24 protein-coding genes and 1 pseudogene are annotated in these 22,832 nt (G+C 66.7%); 13 read left to right on the top strand and 12 right to left on the bottom strand.

The genetic code is table 11. The features are described 5' to 3' along the window. Positions 1–160 precede the first annotated feature (160 nt). Positions 161–1,735 (bottom strand): MmgE/PrpD family protein, encoded by a 1,575-nt coding sequence (locus ACFQB0_RS10005; protein ID WP_386730855.1) that lies wholly within the window; start codon positions 1,733–1,735, stop codon positions 161–163. A gap of 30 nt (positions 1,736–1,765) precedes the next feature. Next, positions 1,766–2,830 carry an enoyl-CoA hydratase/isomerase family protein gene (locus ACFQB0_RS10000; protein WP_386730852.1) on the bottom strand — a complete coding sequence of 355 codons (1,065 nt, stop codon included), beginning with the start codon at positions 2,828–2,830 and terminating at the stop codon, positions 1,766–1,768. Between the two features lie 333 nt (positions 2,831–3,163). On the opposite strand from ACFQB0_RS10000, the gene ACFQB0_RS09995 reads away from it, so the two are divergent. Both ACFQB0_RS09995 and trhO read left to right on the top strand, forming a co-directional pair. Beyond that, on the top strand, positions 3,164–3,850 hold the full coding sequence (locus ACFQB0_RS09995; protein ID WP_386730849.1) for a LysE family translocator: 687 nt from the start codon (positions 3,164–3,166) through the stop codon (positions 3,848–3,850). A 229-nt stretch (positions 3,851–4,079) separates the two neighbouring features. After that, positions 4,080–4,967: pseudogene (gene trhO, locus ACFQB0_RS09990) on the top strand (oxygen-dependent tRNA uridine(34) hydroxylase TrhO); the annotation flags it as partial. 43 nt (positions 4,968–5,010) lie between these two features. Here trhO and ACFQB0_RS09985 read toward each other — a convergent pair. After that, on the bottom strand, positions 5,011–5,469 hold the full coding sequence (locus ACFQB0_RS09985) for a hypothetical protein (RefSeq protein ID WP_386730846.1): 459 nt from the start codon (positions 5,467–5,469) through the stop codon (positions 5,011–5,013). Beyond that, positions 5,466–6,377, bottom strand: coding sequence for an LssY C-terminal domain-containing protein (locus ACFQB0_RS09980; RefSeq protein WP_386730843.1), 912 nt, complete (start codon positions 6,375–6,377; stop codon positions 5,466–5,468). Before ACFQB0_RS09980 ends, ACFQB0_RS09985 begins: the two co-directional genes overlap by 4 nt. A gap of 276 nt (positions 6,378–6,653) precedes the next feature. Between ACFQB0_RS09980 and panD the strand changes: the two genes are divergently transcribed. The 5 genes from panD (at position 6,654) to ACFQB0_RS09955 (ending at position 11,293) form a co-directional block, all read left to right on the top strand. Continuing rightward, on the top strand, positions 6,654–7,064 hold the full coding sequence (gene panD, locus ACFQB0_RS09975) for an aspartate 1-decarboxylase (protein WP_386730840.1): 411 nt from the start codon (positions 6,654–6,656) through the stop codon (positions 7,062–7,064). A gap of 138 nt (positions 7,065–7,202) precedes the next feature. Next, positions 7,203–8,105 (top strand): ABC transporter ATP-binding protein, encoded by a 903-nt coding sequence (locus tag ACFQB0_RS09970; RefSeq protein ID WP_386730837.1) that lies wholly within the window; start codon positions 7,203–7,205, stop codon positions 8,103–8,105. 5 nt (positions 8,106–8,110) lie between these two features. Beyond that, positions 8,111–8,926: an ABC transporter permease gene (locus ACFQB0_RS09965; protein ID WP_386731539.1), complete on the top strand. Its 816-nt coding sequence runs from the start codon at positions 8,111–8,113 to the stop codon at positions 8,924–8,926. 161 nt (positions 8,927–9,087) lie between these two features. Further along, entirely contained in the window at positions 9,088–11,052 is a 1,965-nt protein-coding gene (locus ACFQB0_RS09960) for an alcohol dehydrogenase catalytic domain-containing protein (RefSeq protein ID WP_386730834.1), read from the top strand. Positions 11,053–11,095: 43 nt separating this feature from the next. Further along, complete coding sequence (locus ACFQB0_RS09955; RefSeq protein WP_386730831.1) at positions 11,096–11,293, top strand: hypothetical protein; 198 nt, start codon at positions 11,096–11,098, stop codon at positions 11,291–11,293. On the opposite strand, the gene ACFQB0_RS09950 is transcribed toward ACFQB0_RS09955, so the two are convergent. The 3 genes from ACFQB0_RS09950 to ACFQB0_RS09940 are packed head-to-tail and all read right to left on the bottom strand — an operon-like array spanning position 11,270 to position 13,487. Continuing rightward, a complete protein-coding gene (locus tag ACFQB0_RS09950; protein ID WP_386730828.1) occupies positions 11,270–11,914 on the bottom strand; it encodes a LuxR C-terminal-related transcriptional regulator in 645 nt (214 codons plus the stop codon). The genes ACFQB0_RS09955 and ACFQB0_RS09950 overlap by 24 nt on opposite strands. Before the next feature lies 1 nt (position 11,915). Continuing rightward, complete coding sequence (locus ACFQB0_RS09945) at positions 11,916–12,980, bottom strand: sensor histidine kinase (protein WP_386730825.1); 1,065 nt, start codon at positions 12,978–12,980, stop codon at positions 11,916–11,918. Positions 12,981–13,022: 42 nt separating this feature from the next. Then, positions 13,023–13,487, bottom strand: coding sequence for a hypothetical protein (locus tag ACFQB0_RS09940; protein ID WP_386730822.1), 465 nt, complete (start codon positions 13,485–13,487; stop codon positions 13,023–13,025). 367 nt (positions 13,488–13,854) lie between these two features. On the opposite strand from ACFQB0_RS09940, the gene ACFQB0_RS09935 reads away from it, so the two are divergent. From ACFQB0_RS09935 to ACFQB0_RS09925, 3 genes are all read left to right on the top strand, one after another. Next, positions 13,855–14,172, top strand: a complete 318-nt coding sequence (locus tag ACFQB0_RS09935) for a hypothetical protein (RefSeq protein WP_386730820.1) — start codon at positions 13,855–13,857, stop codon at positions 14,170–14,172. Between the two features lie 29 nt (positions 14,173–14,201). Next, a complete protein-coding gene (locus ACFQB0_RS09930) occupies positions 14,202–14,561 on the top strand; it encodes a hypothetical protein (RefSeq protein ID WP_386730817.1) in 360 nt (119 codons plus the stop codon). 79 nt (positions 14,562–14,640) lie between these two features. Next, on the top strand, positions 14,641–14,931 hold the full coding sequence (locus tag ACFQB0_RS09925; protein ID WP_386730815.1) for a hypothetical protein: 291 nt from the start codon (positions 14,641–14,643) through the stop codon (positions 14,929–14,931). A 245-nt stretch (positions 14,932–15,176) separates the two neighbouring features. Here ACFQB0_RS09925 and ACFQB0_RS09920 read toward each other — a convergent pair whose 3' ends face one another. From ACFQB0_RS09920 to ACFQB0_RS09900, 5 genes are all read right to left on the bottom strand, one after another. Then, positions 15,177–15,506, bottom strand: a complete 330-nt coding sequence (locus ACFQB0_RS09920; protein ID WP_386730812.1) for a DUF4190 domain-containing protein — start codon at positions 15,504–15,506, stop codon at positions 15,177–15,179. Continuing rightward, positions 15,503–15,871: a hypothetical protein gene (locus ACFQB0_RS09915; protein WP_386730809.1), complete on the bottom strand. Its 369-nt coding sequence runs from the start codon at positions 15,869–15,871 to the stop codon at positions 15,503–15,505. Before ACFQB0_RS09915 ends, ACFQB0_RS09920 begins: the two co-directional genes overlap by 4 nt. 161 nt (positions 15,872–16,032) lie before the next feature. Further along, complete coding sequence (hemL, locus tag ACFQB0_RS09910) at positions 16,033–17,394, bottom strand: glutamate-1-semialdehyde 2,1-aminomutase (RefSeq protein ID WP_386731537.1); 1,362 nt, start codon at positions 17,392–17,394, stop codon at positions 16,033–16,035. Continuing rightward, on the bottom strand, positions 17,394–18,392 hold the full coding sequence (gene hemB, locus ACFQB0_RS09905) for a porphobilinogen synthase (RefSeq protein ID WP_386730806.1): 999 nt from the start codon (positions 18,390–18,392) through the stop codon (positions 17,394–17,396). Before hemB ends, hemL begins: the two co-directional genes overlap by 1 nt. Positions 18,393–18,459: 67 nt before the next feature. Continuing rightward, positions 18,460–20,367: a BglG family transcription antiterminator gene (locus ACFQB0_RS09900; protein WP_386730803.1), complete on the bottom strand. Its 1,908-nt coding sequence runs from the start codon at positions 20,365–20,367 to the stop codon at positions 18,460–18,462. A gap of 178 nt (positions 20,368–20,545) precedes the next feature. On the opposite strand from ACFQB0_RS09900, the gene ACFQB0_RS09895 reads away from it, so the two are divergent. From ACFQB0_RS09895 to ptsP, 3 genes are read left to right on the top strand one after another with little or no spacing between them, the layout of a single operon-like run. Further along, entirely contained in the window at positions 20,546–20,851 is a 306-nt protein-coding gene (locus ACFQB0_RS09895) for a PTS sugar transporter subunit IIB (RefSeq protein ID WP_386730800.1), read from the top strand. Positions 20,852–20,861: 10 nt separating this feature from the next. Then, positions 20,862–21,125 (top strand): HPr family phosphocarrier protein, encoded by a 264-nt coding sequence (locus ACFQB0_RS09890; RefSeq protein WP_386730797.1) that lies wholly within the window; start codon positions 20,862–20,864, stop codon positions 21,123–21,125. Between the two features lie 4 nt (positions 21,126–21,129). Beyond that, the gene (ptsP, locus tag ACFQB0_RS09885) at positions 21,130–22,830 is read left to right on the top strand and encodes a phosphoenolpyruvate--protein phosphotransferase (protein WP_386730794.1); all 1,701 of its coding nucleotides are present in this window, start codon (positions 21,130–21,132) and stop codon (positions 22,828–22,830) included. Positions 22,831–22,832 lie beyond the last annotated feature (2 nt).

Below are 22,832 nucleotides of genomic sequence, written 5' to 3'. Positions count from 1 at the left end.
TTCATAACTCAGGCAGATTGTGCGGGCTCGCCCACGACGACATGCCGAAAGTGGCCCTCCTTCGATTCTGCCTGAGTTACGCACCTGCCGGGAGACAGATGCGGAATGGGGCGGCGGGCGGAATGGCCGAGCGGCGGGTACCCAGCGGATGCGCGAGCGCCTAGAACAATCCCACTGGGTACTCGACCGAGGCGAGCAGGCCCGGTGCTCCGACGATCGTGAGCCCGCCGAGCTCCTCGGGCGTGAGCTCCGGCAGACGCTCGGCGAGCGCCAGAAAACGCTCGATCTCGGCTTCTTCGAGCGCCCACTCGGCGAGGGTGCGGAACTTGTTCACGTAGTCTGCCCGACCGAAGGGCCGGGCGCCGAGCGGATGTGCGTCCGCCACCGCGATCTCCTCGACGATCGCGTTGCCGTCGGTGAGGGTGATCTCGACGCGACCTCCAAACGCCTTCTCGGCGATGTCGAGCGAGTGGTAGCGACGCGTCCACTCCTCGTCCTCGACGGTCGTGACCTTGTTCCACAGCTCGACCGTGTCCGGCCGCGCCGCGCGCTCGGGCTTGTACGACTCCGCGTGGTGCCAGGCGCCATCCTGCAATGCCACCGTGAAGATGTAGGGCAAGGAGTGGTCGAGGGTCTCGCGCGAGGCGCGCGGATCGTACTTCTGCGGGTCGTTCGCACCCGAGCCGATCACAGTGTGCGTGTGGTGCGAGGTGTGGATGACGACCCGCTCGATGTTCGCAACATCATCCAACAGCAGCGGATAGTCGTCGTGGAGCCTGCGGGCGAGATCAATCCAGGCCTGCGCCTGGTACTCGGCCGAATGCTCCTTGGTGTAGCTGTCTAGGATGGCTCGTTTCAGCTCTCCTCGCTCGGGCAACGGCACCTCGTAGGAGGCGTCCGGCCCGTCGAGCAACCAGGCGATGACACCATCTTCGCCCTCGTAGATCGGGGTCGGGCTCGACTCCCCGCGCATCGCCCGATCGACGGCCTCGACGGCCATCTTGCCGGCGAAGGCCGGAGCGTAGGCCTTCCAGCTGGAGATCTCACCCTTGCGCGACTGCCGGGTCGCCGTCGTGGTGTGCAGCGCCTGGCCGATGGCCTGGAAGATCGCCTCCTGATCGAGGCCGAGCAGGGTGCCGATGCCCGCTGCGGCAGAGGGGCCGAGATGGGCGACGTGGTCGATCTTGTGTGTGTGCAGACTGATGGCCTTGACGAGGTCGATCTGGATCTCATAGCCGGTGGCGATACCGCGCACGAGGTCGCGACCCGTGAGTCCGCGCACCTCCGCGAGGTGCTGGGCGACTGCGGCGATCGGCGGGATGTTGTCGCCAGGGTGCGAGTAGTCGGCGGCGAGGAAGGTGTCGTGGAAATCGAGTTCGCGCACGGCCACCCCGTTGGCCCAGGCCGCCCATTCGGGGGCGACGCGGCGTGCGGCATCCGCACCGAAGACGTTCGCGCCCCTGCCGCCGATCGTGACGGGGTGGGCGATGGCTTGACTACGGGCCGCGGTGACAGGGCGGCGAACGAGCGAGGCCGCTGCGACGGCGGCGTTGTCGATCACGCGGTTGATCACCATCTCGGTGACCTCGTCGCCCACCTCGACCGGATCGGTCGCGACCGCGGCGAGCTGCCAGGCGAGCTGACCCTCTCTGGCCAGGTTCTCGTCACTTCGATGCACACGCAGGTGATGGGTCTTCACCTGCTTACGGTACCGAAGTAATGTCGATTCCGGCATCTCCGGCCGAGAACGACTCGCGTTCGCCCCTCAGAAGACCGTGTCGGCCATGGGATGCCGCAACGCCAGCTCGGCGAGCCCCGCCGGCAGCTCCGCGAGAGTGGCCGGCGTCCACGCCGGGCTGCGGTCCTTGTCGATCACCTGGGCACGAATGCCCTCGCGCAGATCGGGTTGCTCGATCATCCAGGAGCAGACCCGGTACTCGAGCTCGAGTGCATCCTGTAGCTCGGGCGCCGCCCTCGCAGCCCGCAGCGCGGCGAGGGTGACGGTCAGCGCGGTCGGCGAGAGCTGCTCCAGTTCCGCCGCAGCCGCGTGAGCGTCCGCCTCCGGTCTGGCGCGCAGCCGCGCGAGGATCTCCCCGACCGAGCCGGCGGAATAACAGGCGTCGATCCACGCACGACGGCTCGCGAGTCCGGATGCGGGGGCAGCCGGTGTCTCGTCGAAGAGCATCACGATCTCAGCGGGCGAGCCGGGGTCGGCGCGTTCGGCAAGCGCCTGCAGCAGGTGCGCCATGCGCTCGCTCGGAACGAAGAAGTCTGCGAAACCCGCCAAGATCGCATCGGCGGAACCCATCGTTGTCGCGTTGAGGCCGAGATAACTGCCGAGCTCGCCCGGAGCGTGCGAGAGCAGCCAGGTTCCGCCGACATCCGGGCAGAAGCCGATGCGGGTCTCGGGCATGGCGATGCGCGAACGCTCCGTCACGACTCGGATGCTCGCATGACCGGCGATCCCGATGCCACCGCCCATGGTGATGCCGTCCATGATGGCGATCACCGGCTTGGGATAGCCCGCGATCATGGCGTTGAGGCGGTACTCCTCGCGGAAGAACAGCCGGGAATTCTCATTGGTGCCGGCAATCGTGTTCTCGTAGAGCACACGCACGTCTCCGCCGGCGCACAAGCCGCGATCGCCCGCACCGTCGATCACGACGACCGACACCTCGCTGTCACCGCGCCAGGCGGCGAGGGCATCCGTCAGCAAACCGATCATCTCGTAGCTGAGCGCGTTGAGCGTTTCCGGACGATTGAGCGTGAGATGGCCGACCCCGTCGTCGACGTTCGAGAGGACCTGCGCGGATGCCACGTGCCTGTTCACTGTTGCAACGCTAGCCGAGGACGCTCCGCCGTACGAGACCCGAACGCCGCGCGGCTCCGATTGCTCGAAAGGCGGGGCGAGGCGGCGAGGGATGCGCGGTGGGGGGCTTCCTTCCTTTCAGGACCCGACAGGCTCGGCCAGCGGCGCAAGACCCAGGCAGGCGTGCGAAGCTCCGTCGGCGATGCGATACGCGGTGGGGCGTGCCACGCGCAGCGAGACGCGCGAGGCGGAGTCGGCCTACGTGCTCTCGGCCTATGGCGAGAAGAACGGCTTCACCCCCGAGAACCCGGCACGGATGCTGCGCCCCGTCAACGATACCGGTAACATCTCCGCATGGTACCGCTGTCGAATCTCCTCGCGTTCGCGTTCGCGTCGATTGCCCTCGTCGCACTACCAGGGCCGGGCGTGCTCTTCGTGATCGGCCGCACGCTCTCCCTGGGCCGCACAAGCGGGCTGATCAGCGTGCTGGGCCACTCGATCGGAGCGCTTCCCGCGCTCGTGCTCGTCTCGCTCGGGGTCGGCTCGATCGTCGCGCAGTCGGTCGTAGTGTTCACGGTGATCAAGTTCGCGGGCGCCGCCTACCTCGTTTACCTCGGTGTCCAGGCGATCCGGCACCGCAATGACGCGGGCTCGGCCACGATCTCGGGCAACACCCCCGGCGAGGTAGCCCCGCGCCCCGGTTTTAGACTCACGCGACCTTTCGCGCATCCGACGGTGCGCATCCTCGGCGAAGCGTCCCTCGTGGGTTTCACCAACCCCAAGACGATCGTGTTCTTCGTTGCGGTGCTGCCGCAGTTCGTCGACTATCGCGCGGGCGCGATCCCACTGCAGCTCGCCGAGCTCGGTCTGGTGTTCATCGTGCTCGCCCTCATCGGTGACAGCATCTGGGCGCTGACCGCAGGCGCGGCGCGGCAGTGGTTCGCCAAGTCGCCGAAACGGATGTCACGGCTCGCTGCGTCCGGAGGCGTCATGATGATCGGGCTCGGTGGAGCGCTCGCCTTCACGGGCAACAAGAGCTAGCTTCACCGCCCCCTGGTACGCCCAACCATACGCCGCCCGGTGCGAGACGCCCGACTTAACGAGTGTCGCGCACCGACGTCCTACGAGGTGAGCCGCGCCTCGTTCGGCAACGTCACCGCGCACCGCGAGACTGCGTGAATCGTCGGTTAGAGGGCTCTTTTCGACGATTCACGCAGTCTCGCGGTGATGGGCGGGCTGAACCAGGGGGATACGCCCGTAAACTTGGCCGGTGGCCATCGCCAAGATCTTGCTCTACTACGTCTTCACGCCTCTGCCCGACCCCCATGCGGTTCGGCTTTGGCAGCGCGATCTCTGCGAGTCGCTCGGCCTGCGCGGGCGCATCCTGATCTCGAAGGACGGCCTCAACGGCACACTCGGCGGTGAGCTCGGCGCCGTGAAACGCTACGTGCGCAAGACCCGTGAATACACGCCGTTCAAGCGCATGGACTTCAGATGGAGCGAGGGAACAGGCCTGGACGAAGCCGGCCGAAGCCGTGACTTCCCCAAGCTGAGCATCAGGGTGCGCGACGAGATCGTGTCGTTCGGGGCTCCGGGGGAATTGTGCGTCGACGAGTCCGGCGTCATTGGCGGTGGCACGCATCTCGCCCCCGGGCAGCTACACGAACTCGTCGCCGAACGCGGTGAGAACGTGGTGTTCTTCGACGGCCGCAACGCCTTCGAGGCCGAGATCGGCCGCTTCCGTGGAGCGGTGGTTCCGGATGTCGCGACGACGCGCGACTTCGTCGCCGAGCTCGACAGCGGCCGCTACGACCATCTCAAGGACAAGCCCATCGTGACCTATTGCACAGGCGGTATCCGCTGCGAGGTGTTATCCGGTCTGATGAGGAGCCGAGGATTTGGCGAGGTATACCAACTCGACGGCGGCATCGTGCACTACGGCGAGACGTTCGGCGACGACGGCCTCTGGGAGGGTTCGCTCTACGTGTTCGACAAACGTGGCTCGCTCGACTTCAGTGACCACTCCGCCGTGATCGGCCACTGCTACCGCTGTTTATATGCCACGAAACGAATGTACAACTGCGCAGAGATCTCATGTCGTGAACAGCTCGTCGTCTGCGAGGATTGCGCGGCCGAGGAACAGCCACTCTGCACCGGGCACTCGATCACCGTCGGCGAGACGGCTCGGGCAGAGGAGACGCTCACTCGGAGTCCAGCGCAACCGCACGCCCATCGCGTCGCGCGAAGAGACGCGTGGAATGACTCGACAGCGCGAGCAGGATGAGGATGTCGAGAGAGAGGCTGAGCAAGCTCGTGCGCAAAGAGACCTCGACTCCGCTGTTCCACCAGTCGATGAAGGCGATGACGATGCTCAGACTCGCGAGCGACATGGCGACGATGCGCGCCCAGTTGCTGCCGCGGAACACTAGCACGGTGAGAACGAGGTAGAACATGAGCCACGAGGCATATGCGACCATGAAGACGATGAGCACGACATCCGCCATGTGCTCGGTATCGAACCCAACAGCGGCGCCGTCGAGCACGAGGTTCTTACTGAACGCACGCCAGTTGCTTGCCGCGACGGCGATGTAGACGAGGCCGGAGACGACGCGGCCGAACATGAGCACGGCCCCGATGACGGTGGATGCTGGACGCTTCACGAGATGCCCCGCAACTCGACGACCTGTTCCGGCTCGCCGACGACGTCACCCGGGACGCCCTGGCCGGGCAACCGCACCCGTCTCAGGTCGACGACCGGGAGGTCGCCGTCGGTGCGGATGGTGTCCCCTCCTCCGTTGCGCGCGTGATAGCCCGTGGCGAAATCGCGGATCACGACGACGCGAACGCCGGCGTGCGCCCCTCGCATGGTCGTCACGATGTGGTCCCGTTCGATGTCGGTGTTCTCGTCGATCTTGTGGGTGATCTGGAGCGTGAACAGCGAGAAGCCCACGGCGCGGTCGAAGGTGCCGGCGGCGAGCCAGTCGACCCGATGCCCGCCCGGGAGCATCCATCCCGGCGGACACTTCCAGAAACGCACATGATGCCTCTTCGCCGGATTGCCCTCGACCTCCTGCTGATACGCGAAGTCCTGCTGTCGACCGAAGAGAAAGAGCGGGCTCACCGGGGCCTCGTCGTAGCTGCGGTGGGTGAGCGTCGAGGTGACGATGCGCCAGGTGGATGCGAGTGTGATGTCGTCTGCGCGAATCCAGCCAGCGGCATCCATGGTCTGATGCAGCTGCTCGCCTGTCGCGATGACCGCGAGATTCACGGGGTCGCCGAGCAGTCCATCGCTCGTGCGGGCCCGGCCGATGAAGTAGTCGGGAACGTAGAGTTGGGTGAGGATGCGGTGCACGCGGGGCAGCACGAGGTAGGCGAGCAGCAGCCAGAACACCACGGCGAACCAGATCGCACCCCAGCCCCAGGCGAAGCTCTCTGAGAAGATGAGGTAGGCGAGCCAGACCGCCGCAAGGCCAGCGAGCACGAAGAAGATGTTGTCGAAGACGGCATTGATCGAGAACCGCTTGCGACGCGGAGCAGCGCGGGTTTCTGATGTCGCCGTGTCAGGCATGAGGCCATGCTAGCGGCGAGGTCATCGGCCACCCATAGCCCGGCGGAACGAGCGTTCTCGACAAAGGCACCGAGCTCTTGCGCCCGCACACCGTGCCCGAGCCGCTGAGCGTGGTCGATGTGCGGATGTCGCGAACGCCCGCACGAGCCCGGCATCGCCCGAGGCTACTGCTCTGCGACGGCCGGTCACGCGATCGCCGCCGACCGCGCCGACGAAGACGGCATGCGGATCCCGCCACGACGCGCCACCCAGCTTGGACGCCTAAGCTTGATGATCATGCTGAGAACCATGCTCACGGGAAAGATCCATCGGGCGACGGTGACCCACGCCGACGTCGACTACGTCGGCTCGATCACCATCGACCGCGACCTGCTCGACGCGGCGGGCATGCTCCCAGGCGAACAGGTCTCCGTCGTCGACGTGAGCAATGGCGCCCGCCTCGAGACCTATGCGATCGCCGGAGTCCGCGGCAGCGGCGTCGTCGGCATCAACGGGGCCGCCGCGCACCTCATGCACCCCGGCGACCTGGTCATCGTGATCTCCTACGGCCTCATGACGAGCCAGGAGGCATTCGCCGTCGACCCCCGTATCGTGCACGTCGACACCCGGAACAGGGTGATCGAGGTGGGCATCGATGCCGCCGCATCCATCGGCGAGGGATCCTCCCGCCCGCCGCTCGCCGAGTGACCCGCTCACACGCTCGACTGCTCACGTGCCGAACTGCTCGGACCAGCGACGCGATCCCGGTGCCCCCGGGTGAGCAAATGCCTCGTCGTCGGGACTGCCGCGGACTAGGCTGAAGGAGCACACAGAGAGGAACCTCACATGCCGATCGGGGTATCTATCGAGTTCTCGGGTGTGACGAAGAGCTTCGGTCCGGTCACGGCCGTCGACGACCTTTCCTTCACCGTCGAACCGGGGCGGGTCACGGGCTTCCTCGGTCCGAACGGCGCAGGCAAGACCACGAGCCTGCGCATACTGCTCGGGCTCGTGCGCCCGGCATCCGGAACCGCGACCTTCGGCGGTATATCCTACCGGGAGCTGCCGCATCCACTCACCACGGTAGGGGCTGCGCTCGAGGCGGCGAGCTTCCATCCCGGCCGCACCGCCCGCAACCACCTCGCGGTCTACGCGACGGCCGCAGGCATCGAGCGCGAGCGCATCGATGCCGTGCTGCGAAAAGTGGGACTGAGCGGGTATGCGGATCGGCGGGTCGGCGGCTACTCGCTCGGAATGCGGCAACGCCTCGGCCTCGCCTTCACCCTTCTCGGCGATCCGGGGGTGCTCGTGCTCGACGAGCCGATCAACGGCCTCGACCCCGAGGGCATCAAGTGGATTCGTGGCTTCCTGCGGGAGCTCGCCGCAGAGGGGCGCACCGTGCTCGTGAGCTCACACCTGCTCAGCGAGGTGCAGCAGAGCGTCGACGAGGTCGTCATCATCGCCAAAGGCTCCCTCGTGCACCGCGGAGCCTTGTCGAGTCTCGACACGGATGCAGCGCCGCGCGTCGTCGTCGACTCTCCCGATCGCGATGCCCTCGCCGCGGCGCTCACCGCAGCAGGACTCGGTTTCAGCACAGCTCGCACGGGGTTGCTCGTGGCTGAGTCCGATCCCGGCCGGATCGGCCACCTCGCGTTCGCCGCCGGGGTGGAGCTGAGCTCCCTCCATCGCCAGAAGACCGGCCTCGAGGACTCGTTCCTCGCTCTCGTGGGCGGAGGCGATTCGCTGTGAACGTCATGAATGCGCTCGGAGCCGAGCTGCGCAAGATCCTGACGACTCGCACCTGGTGGGTGCTCGCGCTCGTGCTCTTCGGCTACGTTGGCGTCATCGGCGCGGGCCTCGGTGCGCTCTTCGGCTGGTCGTCGAGCAACCCGAACGCCGTGGCACAGAGTGCGAGCGGACTCCCTTCGGGCACGGACGTGCAGCCGCTCGTCTACAGTTTCGCGACCTCCGTCGGCTACGTATTCCCCGTGCTGCTCGGCGCCCTGGCGACGACGGGAGAGTTTCGTCATCAGACGCTCACGCCGACGTTCTTGGCGACACCGCGCCGCACTCTCGTTCTTGCCGCGAAGACGATCGTGCTCATCGGTTTCGGCGCCGTCTTCGGCGTCGTAGCCTGGATCGCAACCCTCGGCCTCGGTGCGATCACGCTGAGCGCCTTCGGGCTGGACACGCAGTTCGGTCTCAGCGGCACCTGGGCGATGGTGGGTCGCGGCATCTTGGCCATGGCCTTGTGGGCCGGAATCGGCGTCGGTCTCGGCGCTCTCGTGAAGAGCCAGTCCGCGGCTATCGTGATCGTGCTCGCCTTCACGCAATTCGTCGAGCCCCTGCTGCGCTTCGCTTCGAGCCTCACCGAGGCGACCGCCAACATCGGCAGATTCCTTCCCGGTGCGGCGAGCGACTCCCTCGTCGGGGCGAGCTTCTTCACCCTCGGCGCCGCAATGCACGGCGCGACGCTCGACTGGTGGCAGGGCGGTCTCGTGCTGCTCGCGATCGCCGTGCTCGCGACCGTCGGCGGATACTTCACCAGCTGGCGCCGAGACATCACCTAGCTGCGCAACGCGCCAGCGTTCTCGCCATGAGCTGCTTATGCCGACAACCGCCGCCAGTGCGCGATCAGCGACCATCCGGATGGAGAGCGGATGGAGAGCGGATGCCGCCACCCCCCTGCCACGCCTGGCCGTCCCCGCTCGACGCTGGCCAGTCTGGGGGAATGAGCAGCGACGCCGAGCGTTTTCGAGCCGTGGTCGTCGACCGGGTGCCGGTGGAGGCCTCGCACTCGGCCGATCGCGCTGCGCCCCGCCAGTTCGGCGAACTACGCTCGATCGACGACTCGTTTCTGCGCTCCGGCGACGCCGCAACGACTTTCGATCGAACGGTGCGGATCGACGTGGAGTACTCGAGCGTCAACTACAAGGATGGGCTCGCCGTCTCCGGTCGCCCCGGCATCGCCCGCGCCTTTCCGCTCATCGCCGGAATCGACCTCGTCGGCACGGTGCGAGAGAGCGCCGACCCGCGATGGGCGGCGGGTGATCGTGTCATCCTCAACGGTGCCGGCCTCGGCGAGACCAGGCACGGCGGCCTCGCCGAGCGTGCCGTGGTCGGCGGTGATTCTCTCGTGCGGCTGCCGGCTTCGCTGAGCGCTCGCAGGGCAGCGGCGATCGGCACAGCGGGGTTCACCGCGATGCTCGCCGTCATGGCGCTCGAGCGTCACGGCGTGGGACCTGCGGGCGGAGACGTGCTCGTGACCGGCGCGGCCGGAGGTATCGGCTCCGTCGCGATCGCACTGCTGGCCCGTCACGGCTACCGGGTCGTCGCGGCGACCGGGCGGGTCGAGCAGCAGGGAGACTACCTGTGTGGGCTCGGCGCATCCGCCCTGCTCGACCGCGGCGAACTCGCCGTGTCAGGCAAGCCGTTGCAATCCCAGCGTTGGGCGGCGGCCATCGACTCGGTCGGAGGCGCGCCGCTCGCCAATGTGCTCGCCCAGCTCGCGTACTCCGCCACGCTCAACCCGGCCGGGATATCGATCACCGCCCCGGTCGTAGCCGGCGCCGAGTACCAGCACATCCTCGACAGCCTCGCCGTCGCCTCCCGTGAAGCCGTTACCCCTACGCCCGAGGCGGAGATCCCCGCGGCGACCGTGGGTCTCGTCGACGTCGACCACGATGACGTCGAGATCACCATCGAGCGAGTGCCGGCCACCACGCCCACGGCCTCGACCGGTTGGGACTTCGACCTCGACGAGGACGACGTCGACGAGACCCACGAGATCCCCGCGGCCGTCGTCGACGAGCCGGCACCGATCGTCGACGACGTCGAGATCCCCGCCGAGCCCACTCCCGAGGTTGAGCCGGAGATCGAGATCCCCGCAGCGGCCGAAGAGCCGGCACCGGCAGCCGAGGAGCCGCTCGAGCTTCCTGAGCCCGTCGCGCCGGTCATCCGGGTACTCGGTCAGATCCACGTCGACGGAGCAGCTGGGCCGGAGCCTCGCACCGCGAAGACGACCTACGTCGCTCCCGCGACCGAGTTGCTCGTGTTCCTCGCGCTGAACCCCGGCGCGACCGGTGACCAGGTCAGCGAGGCTCTCTGGCCCGGGAAGGCGACGACGGCCACGAGTAACCGCAACCAGTTGATGTCCCGTGCCCGCCGCTGGCTCGGCAAGAGCGCTACCGACGAGGACTACCTGCCGCCCTACGTCACCACCAGCTCCTACGAGCTGCACGGCGACGTCACCTCCGACTGGGGTATCTGGAAGACCCTCATTGGCGACAACCTCGAGACCACGCCCACCCGCAACCTGGTGGCCGCGATGAAACTCGTGGACGGGCAGCCCTTCGACGGCGCACCTCGACGCCGATACGCCTGGGCCGACTCGTTCCGCCAGGAGATGATCGCCTCGATCGTCGACGCAGCTCACGAGCTCGCAGAGCGGTCCCTGTCGATCCGCGACGTCGCCACCGCACGACTCGCGGCCATCGTGGGGAAAAGGCAGACCCCGCCAGCGAGATCCCCGTCCGCGATCGACTCCGCGCCGAGGATCTCGCCAACGACGTCGACGGCATCGAGCGCACCATCGCCGGCCCGATCATCGGATTCCTCCTCGCGTTCGTCGTTGCGATCGCTCTCCTGGTGGCCGGCAAGGGCAAGAACTTCCACATCGCGTTCGGCCCCTACCTGATCGGCGGCGCGCTCATCGCCCTGGCACAGAACCTCCTCGCGCTGTGACCGACGACGAGCTCACGCCCGACGAGGCGTATCAGCAGGCCGCTCGAGCGGTCTACGGCGACCAGCTCGCGCACGTCGTGGTGCTGCATCCCGTCAGACAGATGCGCGTAGAGCTGCACGACGGATCGCGGCTGCTCCTGGACGAGCACGGACAGCAGATCGGTCGAACTTTACCGCCGCTCCCGCGGCGGTAGCGCGGGATCATCGACGGCACGTTCATTCAAGTCGATGATGTGCGCGGCCTTGTTGAGAGCGTCTACCCGACCCGTCGCTCCCAATTTCCTAAACAGGTTGTCGAGGTGACGTTTGACTGTTCCCGGCGCTATTTGCAGGCTCTCAGCGATCTGCTTATTGGACAACCCTCGGGATACTCGCCGTAGCACGTCAAGCTCCCTTGGCGACAGTAGTGAGGACGATGATCCTGCCTCGGGGATACGTTCGTGACGCTCCTCGGTCACGCGCTGGATTGCTTCAACGAGATCCGAGCTCGGAGCTGTCTTGGTCAGATAGCTGGACGCACCGGCTCCGATTAGTTCGCGTTCCAAAGCCGCATCTCGATGCATAGTCAAGATGATGATTCCCGTGTCCGGGTGGTTTCGGCGGATGCGGCGGACCGTCACGGCCGCAGGAGTCGAGTCCAGTTCGACGTCCAGAATGAGAGCGTTTGGAGCGAGCGTCGCGACCAGAGTTTCGGCCTCATCGGACGTCGCTCCTTCGCCGAGGACTCTTATTGAGTCGTGGCGATTCAAGATGCCGATTAGGCCCTCACGGAACAGCCCATGATCGTCGACCACAACAACGGTGTAGGTGCGCATATCACTCTGATTCGACCGAGATCGGGACGGTGAGGGTAACAACTGTTCCGCGGCCCGGCCTTGGCGTAATAGCGAGCTGGCCGTTCAGCACGATCGCTCTTTCCGCCATGCTCTTCAATCCGATCGAGTTTCTCTCCGACGTAGAGTCGAAGCCCGTACCGTCGTCTTCAATCGTGATCTTGAGGCTTGTTGGAAGCCAATTCATTCGAACGACGACCTGCCTCGCCTGCGCATGACGAAGAGCATTTCGTAAGGCTTCCAGGGTGATGGTGAAGGCCTCCTCCAATACCGCAGGAGCCAAAGATCGCTCGTTGCCCAGAATCTCTAAGTCGATCATTGCGCTGCCCGAGGGAACCCGTTGAATATAGGCGTCGAGAGCCTCTGACAGTTGGAGTGAGCCCACCTTTTGACGTAGGTCGGTGGCAATGCCGTTTATGGCTTCCATCGCTTCGACAATCTGCGCTCGAGCAGACGTGAGTTCGCTTTCGAGGGCATCCGGTGTGGGCGCGATCGACGCGAGGTCAATGCGTTGAAGTGCGATTGCGAGAACGTGGGCGATGCCGTCGTGGAGCTGGCGGGATACCCGCAGGTCGCTGTCGAGGTTGGCAGCAGAGAGACGGTTCAGGATGAACTCGACGTAGGCAATGGCTCCCGGTGGGAAACGTCGCCAAATGATCTGGTGCAAAGTTGCGGCGACGGTCGCAACGTCAGTCGGAGAGAGATTCCGAGCATCGAGGTGCTCAATGATCCGGGGCAAGGCCACACCGAAGAGGACTTCCGCCGCCATCAGACTTTCGGCCGGGTGCCGGCGTTCAGTGGCCCGGACCTCGGCTGTTCTCCTCAAGCCGTCGCGGTACTCCACCGCCACCATCTGGGTGGGTTCACTCTGTTCAAAAGAGGCGATGACTTCGTTCATGATCTCTACGACGTTCCGCTCAAAATCAGGGTTGAGCGCGCCGTTCAGAACGAGGGTGCTACCGCGGCGGGCGAGGATCTCGTGCACCTCAGAGACGATGTCGGCCAACATCGTGCCTTCCGGACTATTTTCGGGCCACTTCGCTTCCACCGTCCCATTACACAGCACGTACCCACTGCGAGGTGCGGTCAGCTAGCCACCGTGGGCTTTGAGTTCCAGCTCGGAGCCAGCGCTCTCACAAGCGATCCCAAGACTAGATCTGAGGTTGAAGAACTCGTCCGTGCCGGCGTCGTAGGGCTGTCCTGAGGCGTCTGGCGTGGCCGAATCGATGTAGGCGATCACTTGGCTGAGCGCGTTCTGCACCCCTGGCGCACCGCTCGCGTCGACCGCACGGAAGAGCTCGGCAGCCTTGCTCAGATCGCTGTTTCGTTGCTCGGCGGTGATGTTGCCCTTCTGAAAATCGTTCCAGGCGTTGTACGAGAGCGAGGCCGGCTCGCCCAGCTCACCGCAAGCCGTCTCTGCGGCTGAGGCGGTAGGCGTCGAGGCAGGGGTGGAGGTTGCTGGAGCGGGAGAGGATGCGGTGGTGGGCGCGGATGTTGCACAACCGCTGAGCAGCAGCAGCACCGCCACGGGCAAGACGACCAGTTTCCGAGCCATAAACGGGTGACCTCCAGGGATCTCTTGTCGAGCCTGACGAGCCTATCCGTTCGATTCGATCGGTCTCAATGTGCCGTTCTACACATGTTCCGCACCTCCCATTCGGGGTTAGCGTGCGGATGACCAAGCTCACATCGGGGAGGAGTCAAAGCATGAGATTCAGAACAGTCGGCCTAGCGCTTGCGGGCGCTCTGGTCGTTTCATCGGTCGGAATCGGGGTCTCGGCCGCGTTCGCGGCCGATGCCGGTACGGATTCGACGTCGACCACTGTTTCCTTCGGTGGAAGAAATGGATCGGAACAACCGACGCCACACTGGGTAGCACCTTCGGCCTCGACGACCTCATTCAAGACGTCGACGGAATGAATATGGGCCTCACCATCCGCGCGAACGGAACCCTCCCGCTCGCAGGCGTATTCCAGCCCTACTACTCGAACAACGGCACCTGGGGGCGCCGTTACTCCAACGTCATCAACGCCCGCTTCGGCGGCACCAGTGCCTCGATCTACAGCATCGCCCTCCAGGTCTTCACCCAGAACGACGATGCGGCGTTCGATTCGTTCCGGAGAGCGATCATGGTCAGCCAGGGCTTCGGCCCTACTGAGCAGATCCCCACCAACGTGGTCAACGGACTCGCCCAAGCCTTCCGCGACGTCCTGGTCGCGAAGGCCAACGCTCAGGGATGAGCTGGCACCACTAGGTGAGAATGTTCCTCGTGTCGAACTACTCCGGCGTCTGGCCCATCGTTGCGATCATCGCAACAGTCATCGGGCCGAGCGTCCTGATTGCAGCGCTGTGGGGTGTGGCATGGGCTGTTCTCCGCTCCCGATTCGTGAGCTGGCAATTCACAATCGGGGCGGGGAGCCTCTCATTGCTCCTGGCCCTTGCCGGGCTAGTGGTTCTGTTCTTCTGGCCGGTCACACCAGACCCCCAAGCAGCCCTTTTCAGCGACGCTGCCGGCATCAAAATTTTCGGTGGTATCGCGCTTATCGTGGGCGGTCTCGGGGGATTGGTGACAACACTCGCGACGTGGGGAATCTGCGAACTGGCCCGACGAACCCGAGCAACAACATGAGCATCACGTTCTAGACCGCGACCTCCTCAGCATCATCCCCTAGCTTGCGCACGTCGTGGTGCTGCATCCCGTCAGACAGATGCGCGTAGACGGCGGTGCCGTCGCCGCATGCGGGCTCGTCGCCGGCTTCGAACTGCCCACGACGGTCATGCCGTTCATCCTGCGGGGCACAAGCCTGCTCGGCATCAACTCGGTCGATGCACCGCTCTCGCTACGGGTTTCGGCATGGCGCCGCCTGTCCAACGAGCTGGATCAGGATCTGCTCGACGGCATGACCGAGGAGATCGCGCTTGCGGAGGTGCCTGCCACCGCCGAACGGATCCTCGCCGGCGAGGTGCGCGGTCGGATCGTCGTGAACGTTCGGAGCTGATCGGATGCCCGGGCGCGACCACGCGGGGTGGGCAGGCGGGAGGCGCTCATCCGGCCCGCCCACGCGCAGGGTGCGGTCATCGCCGAACACGAAACCGGCTGCGCGTGGTCACCCGTCGTGGCGATGCAAGCCCACGAGCATCCATACGCATTCCGGTGGTACAGCGCATCGATGCTGAGAGCCGAGCGGATGCCGCGGCTGCGACAACCGCGATCGACGCCGGAACCCGGACGGTTGCTCCCGGATCAGTAGCCCGTGTTCGAGGCCGCCGGGTAGAGGCCGATGATGGCGAACATGCCGAGCACGAGGGTGACCGCGAACGCGAGGCCGCCGACGATCATGCCGGCAACGGCCCAGCCGTTGCCGAAGCCCGCCTTCTTCGACGTGTTGTAGGCGATGATGCTCACGACCAAGCCGATGACCGAGAAAAAGATTGCGAGCACGAATCCGACGACGCCGAGGGTGCGCCCCGGATCGGCTCCGGTCGGCAGCGGCTCGGCCTCGAAGCCCGTGAGGTGCCTGTCCGGATCGCGGATCTCCGGCTCCTGCCCGGGAAAGTCGTTGAAACCGCTCATGAGGTCGCCGAATCGATTCCAGCCAGTTTGAGCGAATCGATCAGGTCCACGGCGTGACTGGTGCTCACGATCACGCGTGCGAACTCCTCATCGGCGATGTCGATGACCACGGCCTGGCGTTTTCCCTTGATGACGAGGAAGTCTTTGCCTCCGTGGAACTTCCAGGTTCCCGCCGCGACGACGAGCGGAACCAGGGTTCCTGGGGCACGGATGCCGCGGATCCAGATCCACGGGTCCTCGGTGATCGTCGCCGAGCGGATGTTCTCGCGTTGCACGATGATGTCGTCCTTGTGCAACGCGAGCGCCTTCTCGGCCGGCGTGAGTTTGATCTCGAGCCTGTCGGAGTGCACGCGCAGTGAAGCCATGGCTCTAGTCTGCCAACTCCCAGCGAGAATCGCCTTGCCGAAACCTCACAAAGCAGTAACTAAGCGCAAATCCCGCGAACTCGGAGGAAATGGGGGAGGCCGGCCGGTGACATGTCCCCGAGGCCGGCACCCGGATCAGGTGGGCGGTGGCGACGAACGCGTCAGGCGGGGCGGGCTGATGCCGCAGCCCGCGCGGCGGCCGGCACGGCGTCGATGATGCGCCCGATCGCCCGCTCGTCGTGCGCTGCCGTGACGAACCAGGCCTCGAAGACCGAGGGCGGGAGGGAGACGCCCGCATCGAGCATCGCGTGAAAGAACGGCGCATAACGGAACGCCTCCTGTCGCCGCACCTCATCGTAGTCTCGCACTCCCTCCGCGACGCCATCGCCGAAGACGAAGCTGAACAGATTGCCCGCGCGCTGCACATGGTGTGCGACCCCTTCGGCCGAGAGCGCGGCGGAGACCGCCTCCGAGATGATGAGACTCGTCGCGTCGAGCGCGGCGTAGACGGCGTCGTTCGCGAGGCGAAGCGTGGTGAGGCCGGCCGCGACGGCGACGGGGTTTCCCGAGAGCGTGCCCGCCTGGTAGACGGGACCGAGGGGCGCAAGACGGTCCATCACAGCAGCCCGACCGCCGAGTGCCGCGACCGGCAGCCCTCCACCGATGACCTTGCCGAAGGTGAACAGGTCGGGAGCGTAGCTCTCCATCGCGCCGAAGTTCTCAAGCCCCCAGTAGCCGGAGCGCCCCACCCGAAAACCGGTGAGCACTTCGTCCATGATGAGGAGCGCCCCGTTCTCGTGTGCGATCGCGGCGAGGGCGGCGTTGAAACCGTGAACGGGGGCGACGACGCCCATGTTCGCGGCGGCGGCCTCGGTGATGACGGCCGCGATGCGCCCTTCGTGCCGGGCGAAAGCAGCTCGAACGGCATCGAGATCGTTATACGGGAGCACCAGAGTCTGCGCCGCGGTCGCCGCGGTGACACCGGCCGAACCGGGGAGGGCGAGCGTCGCGAGACCGGAACCGGCTTCGGCGAGCAGCCCGTCGGAGTGACCGTGGTAGTGCCCGGCGAACTTCACGAGCAACTCTCGGCCGGTGAACCCCCGTGCCAGCCGGATGGCTGTCATGGTCGCTTCGGTCCCGGTCGAGACGAGACGCACTTTGTCGACGGGAGCCACGCGTTCCTCGATGAGCTCGGCGAGCTCCGTCTCGATCGGCGTGCTGGCGCCGAAGGAGAGGCCACGAGCCGCCGCATCCTGCACTGCTCGCACGACGGCAGGGTGGGCGTGGCCGAGGATCGCGGGCCCCCAGCTCGCCACGAGGTCGACGTACTCGCGTCCGGTCGAGTCGGTGACGTACGCGCCGTGCGCCTCGACGAGAAAGAGCGGCGTCCCTCCGACGGAACGGAATGCCCGGACGGGTGAGTTCACACCGCCGGGGATCGCGGCCTGGGCACGCTCGAAGAGCGCCTCGTTGCCGACGGTAGAGCTGCCGGTAGAGCTGCTGGTGGCGGCATCGTCGACGATCACGCGAAGTCCCCTCGATTGAGCCACCCGGCGAGTTCGACAGCCCAGTAGCTGAGCACGACATCCGCACCGGCACGACGGATGCCGGTGACCGACTCGTGGACCGCCCTCTTGCGATCGATCCACCCGTTCGCGGCGGCGGCCTCGACCATGGCATATTCCCCGGAGACCTGATATGCCCAGACCGGAATATCACTCACGGCGGCGACATCGGCGAGCACATCGAGATAGCCGCCGGCCGGCTTGACCATAACGATGTCAGCCCCCTCCTCGATGTCGACGAGGGCTTCATGCAGGCCTTCGCGGCGGTTGCCCGGATTGAGCTGGTAGCTGCGGCGGTCACCGACGAGGGTCGACTCGACGGCGTCACGGAACGGCCCGTAGAACGCGGAGGCGTACTTGGCCGAGTAGGCGAGCACGGTCGTGTCGATGAACCCGGCGCCGTCGAGCGCCTCGCGCACCGCGGCGACCTGGCCGTCCATCATTCCAGAGAGCCCGAGCAGTTGCGAACCGGATGCCGCCTGCACGAGCGCCATCTCGCGGTAGCGCTCGAGCGTGGCATCGTTGTCGACCCGGCCGAGCGCGTCCAGCACGCCGCAGTGCCCGTGGTCGGTGAACTCGTCGAGGCACAGATCGGTCTGCACGACGAGCGCACCACCGACCTCCTCTGCGACCACGCGGGTCGCCGCGTTGAGGATGCCGTCGGGGTCGGTCGCACCCGATCCGATCGCATCGCGACTCTCGGGCACGCCAAAGAGCATGACGCCGCCGACGCCCGCCGACGCGGCGTCCGTCACGGCACGGCGCACGCTGTCGAGGCCGTGCTGCACGACGCCCGGCATGGACGTGATCGGCAGCGCCTCACTCGTGCCCTCGCGCACGAAGAGCGGCAGCACGAGTTCGGCAGGGTTCAGCCGGGTCTCGCTCGTGAGGCGGCGCATCGCGGGTGTGGATCGCAGACGGCGGGGGCGCACCAGGGGGCTCGACGTATCAATCACCCGTCAAGCCTACGTCGCTCGCGCGAACAGTCCTCCATCGTTTCGGGCGATGGGAATCCCCGATCCTTCAGTCATCCATCACCTGGGCCAGTTCATCGAGGAAACTGGGAAAGTCGACGGCGTTCTTGACGATGCGCTGCATGGCCTCCGGCTCCGAGAGCACCTCGACGAACTGGTCGAAGAACGATTGGAACCGCGCGCGCCCGCTCTCGCTGAACGCGATGAATGCGACCAGGTTCACGCGGGTGCCGCTCCAATCCATCGGCGTCTCGTTCACGACGATGGCGATCGAGGTGCGGCGGGCGCTCATCGACATCGCGTGCGGAACGGCGAGACCGTCGGCGAACGCGGTCGACGACATCCGTTCGCGTTCGATGGCCCCCTCCACATAGGACCCGTCGACGACGCCAGACCCGACCAGTCGTGCGCCTAGCATGCGGATCATGCCCTCCTCGTCTCGAGCCTGCACATTGCGCAAGAAGAGTGAGGCGTCGAAGTAGCGCAGCAGCTCGGCCACCAGTCGGGCGCGCCGCCGTTGCCGCCGCGCCCGCTCGATCGCTGTGCGCAGCCGACGCACGTTCGCGTCTGTGAGGAAAGGCTGGACGACGACAATCCGTTCGGCCGGGATCGGGGGTTCGATCGTCGACACCACGAGTTCCCCCGGCAGTGCGTCCCATACGGGGTCGCTGCGCGTCGACACCTCGAGCACGGTGAGCTCCGAGGCGAACTCCTGCTCGATGCGCCGCAGCAACTGCAGATGCAGGTCGTGGTAGCTGGGCGATACCACGGATGCTTCGATGACCGCCTCGCTCGTGCGCCGCTGTTCGAGCTGCGCCCCCACGTGCATGGCGATGTAGGCGATCTCGTCGTCGTTCACCACGATGCGGGCGTGACGCTGGAGCTCCCGGGCGATGTAGACGGCCACCTCGTACGTCATCGGATAGGCCGACTTGATCGACCGGGTGAGCGGATTGCGCGAGAAGGCGTTGTCCTGCGCCCTGGCCACAAGGTTGCGCACATGCAGGGCGAGCCGCACGAGGAAGTCCTCGTCGCCGAGCTCGACGAGGTACTCTTCTGCGGCTTGGGCGACGATGCGCCGCACGAGCGCGAGATCGGAGGCGTGCAGAGAGCTGTCGATGTCGGCGGCCGACGACGCATCAGCGCCAGCGGTGAGGACCCGGGTGGCGAAGAGGAAGGAGAGGTGGTCGAGGTCGGCCGTTCCGATGGCGATGCCGAAGTGCGAGCGCACCAGGAGGTCGAGCATCTCGCGCAGGCCAACTCCGTCGTGGGCCACCTCGTCGCCGCCGGCGAGCGCGTGATTGCGCGAGACCCGGTCGACCGCGATCACCACATGCAGCAGGACGTTGCTCAAGCCGAACTCGTTGACGTAGTCGCCACGACGCTCGAACTCCGAAAGCAGAGCGGTCTTGAACGCGCTCACACTGTCGACAGGGAACTCCCGCTCGATCTCGCGCGATTCGAGCATGCCGCGGGAGGACTCCTCGCGGAACATGGAGCTCAGAAGCCTGCGCCTGGTCGTCTCAGGGCCGGTGAGCGTGACCCGATTGCCCGCCCGGGCGAGGGCGAGCCCCGTGCCGCGCAGACGCGCACGCACCCGCGCCAGATCGGCTTCCACGGTGGACTCGCTGATGCGCGATGCCTCCGCGAGTTCGAACACGTCGAGTCCTTCGTCGGCGTCGATGAGGCGGCGCAAGACGCGCCCGGCACGCTCGCGTGGACCGTCGTCGCCGTGATTCGCGCTTGTGAGGAAGCGCACATAGCCGTCGCGGTGAATGCGATAGCCGTTCGGTCCCGATTCGATGAGCGGAACGTCTTCTGCCTCGCGTTTGAGCGTCGTGACGTAGCTCCGCACGCTGCGACCGGTCACCCCGAGTTCGGCGGAGAGCTCGCCGGCGGTCAGCCAGCCGTCGGCGTGCGCGAGCGCATCCAGCAGGCGTGCTTGTCGTTCATTCACTGGGGCTCCCGGACGCTCTCGGGGGTGAAAGCGCCTCTCTGGGAATAGAGTCAATCATCTTCTGGCCAGGCCGTGGCGTTACCGGAAGAGATTTCCGGGGGGTGCGGAAGAGGGCGTGGTGGCGTCCCGGCGGAAGTCGGCGAACAATGGTAGCGAACGACAGAGGGAAGACGGAGCGATGAGGATCCTGGTGGTGTGCGGCGCCGGCGCGTCGAGCACGTTCGTGGCCCAGCGCATCCTGCGCAGTGCCGCACGACGCGCGATCACAATCACCGTCACGCCGAGCAGCGAGGCGCTCCTCGGTTCCCTCATCCCCGGCGCCGACGTGATCCTCGTCGGATCCCATCTCGCCGCGCGCATCGAGGACATCCGGCCGTCGGCTGGTTCCGTTCCGGTCGTCGCGCTCCCGGATTCGGCTTTCACGGCCGTCTCCGGCGACGCGGCCCTCGACCTCGCCCTGTCCGCCGCCCAGGCAACACAGTAAGGAAGCTCTCATGGCAGAACGCACCATCCGCATCGGATCCGCTCACGGCCTGCACGCCCGGCCGGCCAAGCTGTTCACGCAGGAGGTCTCCGCCGTCGGCGTGCCGGTCACCATCGCCAAGGGCGACGGCGCCGCCGTCAATGCGGCGAGCATCCTCGCGGTCATCGCCCTCGGAATCGATCACGGCGACGAGGTCACCCTCACGACCGAAAGCGCCGACACGGGCGTGCTCGACCGTCTCGAAGCTCTGCTCGTCGCCGACCACGACGCCTAGTCCCATGGAATTCGATGGAGCCGGCATCGGCTCCGGCATCGCGATCGGACCCGTCGTGCGGATGGCGGAGCCGCTGCCCGCTCCCACCGACCGGCAGAGCCACCTGCCCGCCGAGCACGAGCGCGAGCGGGCCTCCGCCGCACTCTCCGTCGTGGCGGCCGAGTTGCAGGACCGCGGCGCACGAGCGGGTGGAGCCGCGCGCGAGGTGCTCGAGGCGCAGGCGATGTTCGCCGAGGACCCGACGATCGCCGAGCGCATCGATGCATCGACGGCGACGGGTAAGACCGCGGAGCGAGCCGTGTACGAGGCCTTCGCCTCCTATCGCGAGATCCTGAGCGGCCTCGGCGGCTACATGGCCGAACGCGCCGCCGACCTCGACGACGTCTCACAACGCGCCATCGCGCATCTTCTCAAGCTTCCCGCCCCAGGCGTGCCGAACCCCGGGCATCCTTTCGTGCTCGTCGCACGCGACCTCGCTCCCGCCGACACCGCTCTCCTCGACCTCGGGCAGGTGCTCGCCGTCGTGACGATCGAGGGCGGGCCGACCTCGCACACTGCGATCCTCGCGCGGGAGAAGTCGATAACCGCAATCGTGGGGACCTCGGGCGCCGGCGTCCTCGCCGACGGCGATCTCGTGATCGTCGATGCCGAGAACAGCGTGGTCGTCACCGAGCCCACCGCCGCAGCCGTCGCGGCCGCCGAGGAACGCATCGCAGCACGTCAGGCACGCGCCGCGGCCCCGGCCGGACCCGGGCGGCTCGCCGACGGCACTCCGGTGCCCCTGCTCGCCAACCTCGGTTCGGCGGACGGCGCGATCGCCGCGATCGGCGCCGGAGCCGAGGGCGTCGGTCTCTTCCGCACCGAGTTCCTCTTCCTCGACGCGGCCACGGCGCCCTCCGTCACGATGCAGCAGGAGCAGTACACCCGCCTTCTCGGGGCCTTCCCCGGTCGCAAGGTCGTCGTACGCGTGCTCGATGCCGGCGCCGACAAGCCCCTCGCCTTTCTCACCGACGCCGAGGAGGAGAATCCGGCCCTCGGGCGCCGCGGGCTGCGCGCACTGCGCGCCAAGGAGACGATCCTGCGTGAGCAGCTCACGGCGCTGGCGGCGGCCGACGCGGCCTCTGACACCGACCTCTGGGTGATGGCGCCCATGGTGTCGACGGTCGAGGAGGCCCGCTACTTCACCGCGCTCGCGCACGAACTCGGCATCCGCACGGCCGGGGTCATGGTCGAGGTCCCCTCGGCCGCGCTGCTCGCAGACCGGATGCTCTCCGTCACCGACTTCGCCTCCATCGGCACCAACGACCTCACGCAGTACACTCTGGCCGCCGACCGGCTGCTGGGATCGGTAGCCGGCTTCCAGGACCCCTGGAACCCCGCCGTGCTCCGCCTCGTCTCCGAGGTCGGCGCCGCCGGCCGCAGCACGGGCAAACCCGTTGGTATCTGCGGCGAGGCCGCGGCCGATCCGCTGCTCGCCGTCGTGCTCGTCGGGCTCGGAGCCACAAGCCTGTCCATGTCTCCGTCCGCTCTCGCGGACGTGCGCGAGTCCCTCGCGCGCTTCACCCTCGACGACGCGAAGACGTTGGCAGAGGCCGCCTTGGCCGCCGAGAGCGCGACCGAGGCACATACGGCGGCGAAGTCCCTTGCCGCCGATCTCCAGCGGGCGCGCACGGCTGCGCCCGCCACCGCATCACGAGAGGCATAACC

Origin of the sequence: Luethyella okanaganae, from assembly GCF_042660285.1 — a bacterium.
GTDB lineage: Bacteria > Actinomycetota > Actinomycetes > Actinomycetales > Microbacteriaceae > Luethyella > Luethyella okanaganae.
This window is presented reverse-complemented; position numbering and strand designations above follow the sequence as displayed.